General features: G+C 37.6%; 3 protein-coding genes. All 3 read left to right on the forward strand.

What is annotated here, in order from left to right:
* Nucleotides 1–304 precede the first annotated feature (304 nt).
* The 3 genes from AC1DOV_RS34625 to AC1DOV_RS34635 all read left to right on the forward strand — a co-directional run bounded on the left by AC1DOV_RS34625 (nt 305) and on the right by AC1DOV_RS34635 (nt 2,066).
* Entirely contained in the window at nt 305–787 is a 483-nt protein-coding gene (locus tag AC1DOV_RS34625; protein WP_477552155.1) for a DUF2975 domain-containing protein, read from the forward strand.
* 10 nt (nt 788–797) lie between these two features.
* Nucleotides 798–1,016: a helix-turn-helix domain-containing protein gene (locus AC1DOV_RS34630; RefSeq protein ID WP_477552156.1), complete on the forward strand. Its 219-nt coding sequence runs from the start codon at nt 798–800 to the stop codon at nt 1,014–1,016.
* Between the two features lie 495 nt (nt 1,017–1,511).
* On the forward strand, nt 1,512–2,066 hold the full coding sequence (locus AC1DOV_RS34635; RefSeq protein ID WP_477552157.1) for a hypothetical protein: 555 nt from the start codon (nt 1,512–1,514) through the stop codon (nt 2,064–2,066).
* Nucleotides 2,067–2,242: the final 176 nt, after the last annotated feature.

Raw genomic sequence — 2,242 nt, forward strand, 5'->3', positions numbered from 1 at the left:
TTTGAGCTTTAGTTAGTCTAGACTTCATAATAACGCCTCCTAAGGTGAGTTCTGAGGGCTCCAACCCAGTACATACTCATCCTAGCGGGGCGTTCGTTTTACTGCAAATTGAATCTACTAACACCTACAGGAATGTTAACGGGCAGTTTTGTTGAATAAGTTGTAAATTTAACATTTTAAAGTAAGAGCATTTCTTTGTAATGAGAAATGTTCTTTATTTTTATATAAACGATATTATTTTATCGTAAAACGATATATTTTGTGGTAAAGTAAAAACTGACATTAAATAAGCGAGGTGCAGTTTATGAAACGAGGAAAAACACTCTTTTTGAAGATAGCTGTTATTTTTATTGGAATCCCAATTCTTGTTTTGTACATATTTTTGGTGCCTAAGATTGGGAATTTTGCTGTAGAATTGTATCCAGAAATGGCTTATATGAAATCTCTCGTCTTAATCGATATGTACGCAGCAGCGATTCCTTTTTACTTTGCTCTGTATCAAGCTTTTAAACTTTTAAGCTATATTGATAAGAACCAAGCGTTCTCGGATTTATCGGTAAATGCTTTAAAGAATATAAAATACTGTGCCATCACAATCAGTACCTTGTACCTGCTGGGTATGCCACTCTACTATCTCTTGGGGAAGAAAGTTGACCCACCAAGTTTCATACCAATGGGAATGGTCATTATTTTCGCCTCTATGGTGATCGCCGTTTTTGCTGCTGTTCTTCAAAGACTTTTACAAGAAGCTATTAATATAAAATCAGAAAATGATTTAACAGTCTGAGGTGGAGCATATGGCAATTATTATTAATATTGATGTGATGTTAGCAAAACGAAAAATGAGCGTAACGGAGCTTTCGGAGAGGGTTGGAATTACTATGGCGAATCTTTCCATTCTTAAAAATGGGAAAGCAAAAGCGGTTCGTTTATCAACATTAGAAGCGATATGTAAGACTTTGGAGTGTCAGCCAGGTGATATTTTGGAGTACAAAAGCGACGAAGACACTCCATAAAAACAGACAACAAATTTATTTAACTAACGGAACGATAGTTGAACGGACCATAGAGCAGTTAGTCGATGGCAACTGCTCCTTTCTCGTTAAGCTGATGGGCAGGATAGCGTAACCTTTTATCGCAGATAGAGTCTAAATTATTACATATTCAGGATTCATAAACGAGGTGAGCTAATAATCGAATGAAAAAACGAATTTTACTTTTTGTTGGTATTCTTGTGTTCTTGGCAATTATCGGCGGTATTACATTAAATAATTTTGCTAAAAACCTAGGCGAAAGTTACAATCAAATAGGTTAATGGGAAAAGAGGGCTTATAAATCCTCGCGTTAATCAAACGGGAAACGATAGTTGAATAAAAGACATTGATGAGCAGGTACTACGGTATCCTGCTCTTTTTATTAAGCTAACGCGCAGGTTAATGGAGCGGTTAGGTAGAATAAATGATATTAAAAGCTTTGGAAAATAGTTTCAGATAGGAGATGAGATTGACATTGTGACCCTATTTTATTATATTGCTGCAAGCCATGAGCTGCCGACAGGCTCGTTCGGACAGAAAAAAACGGTTATGACGATTAATGATTACGTAACGAATGTGAACCATGCCGCTAAGGATCAACTCAATATGCAAATACTACTGGAGAAATACCCAAAAGGGGACAAACTTATGGATGTCTACGATACGGAAGAGGATGCAGCAGGATTATATATAACCGGTCCCATTACCAGACAATCCTCGCATCTTTTCCGTCATCCATTTGTTTACCAAGTGAACCCCGAAGGAGGTTCCTTCGAGATCAATGACGAAATTAAACATTCGCACCCCATTTTATACCAGACAAGCAAAAAGTGCTTAGTAGAGCTTTTCGAATACTTACGCCGTAATATGGAAATAGGTGAGGACTTAGAACTGTATTGCTGCTGGGCGCACGGACAGGAGAGATTTTCGGATACTCCTAAAAAAGAACTCGATCTAGTGATTGAACTATCCACATTTCGATTGGGGAATGAGTTCGAGTGGAAAGAACGTCAGTATATAAGCGTTAAGTAGTGAGCCAAGGTACAGTTTACCATTACGCTAAACATTCCTGTTGAGGCTAAGAAATAGTCTTTGTCAAAAAAGGAGCACCTCGGTATGATGGGTTTGTCGACAACACATCAAGGAGGCGCTCTTACTATGAAGTTTAAGCAATCAGACGCACAAAATCAACGGATTGAACAAATTAC

Source organism: Paenibacillus sp. 01T47 (genome assembly GCF_056398245.1).

Coding starts and splice junctions, on each gene's coding strand:
- AC1DOV_RS34625 (WP_477552155.1), top strand. CDS start 305: ATGAAACGAGGAAAAACACTCTTTTTGAAGATAGCTGTTATTTTTATT.
- AC1DOV_RS34630 (WP_477552156.1), top strand. CDS start 798: ATGGCAATTATTATTAATATTGATGTGATGTTAGCAAAACGAAAAATG.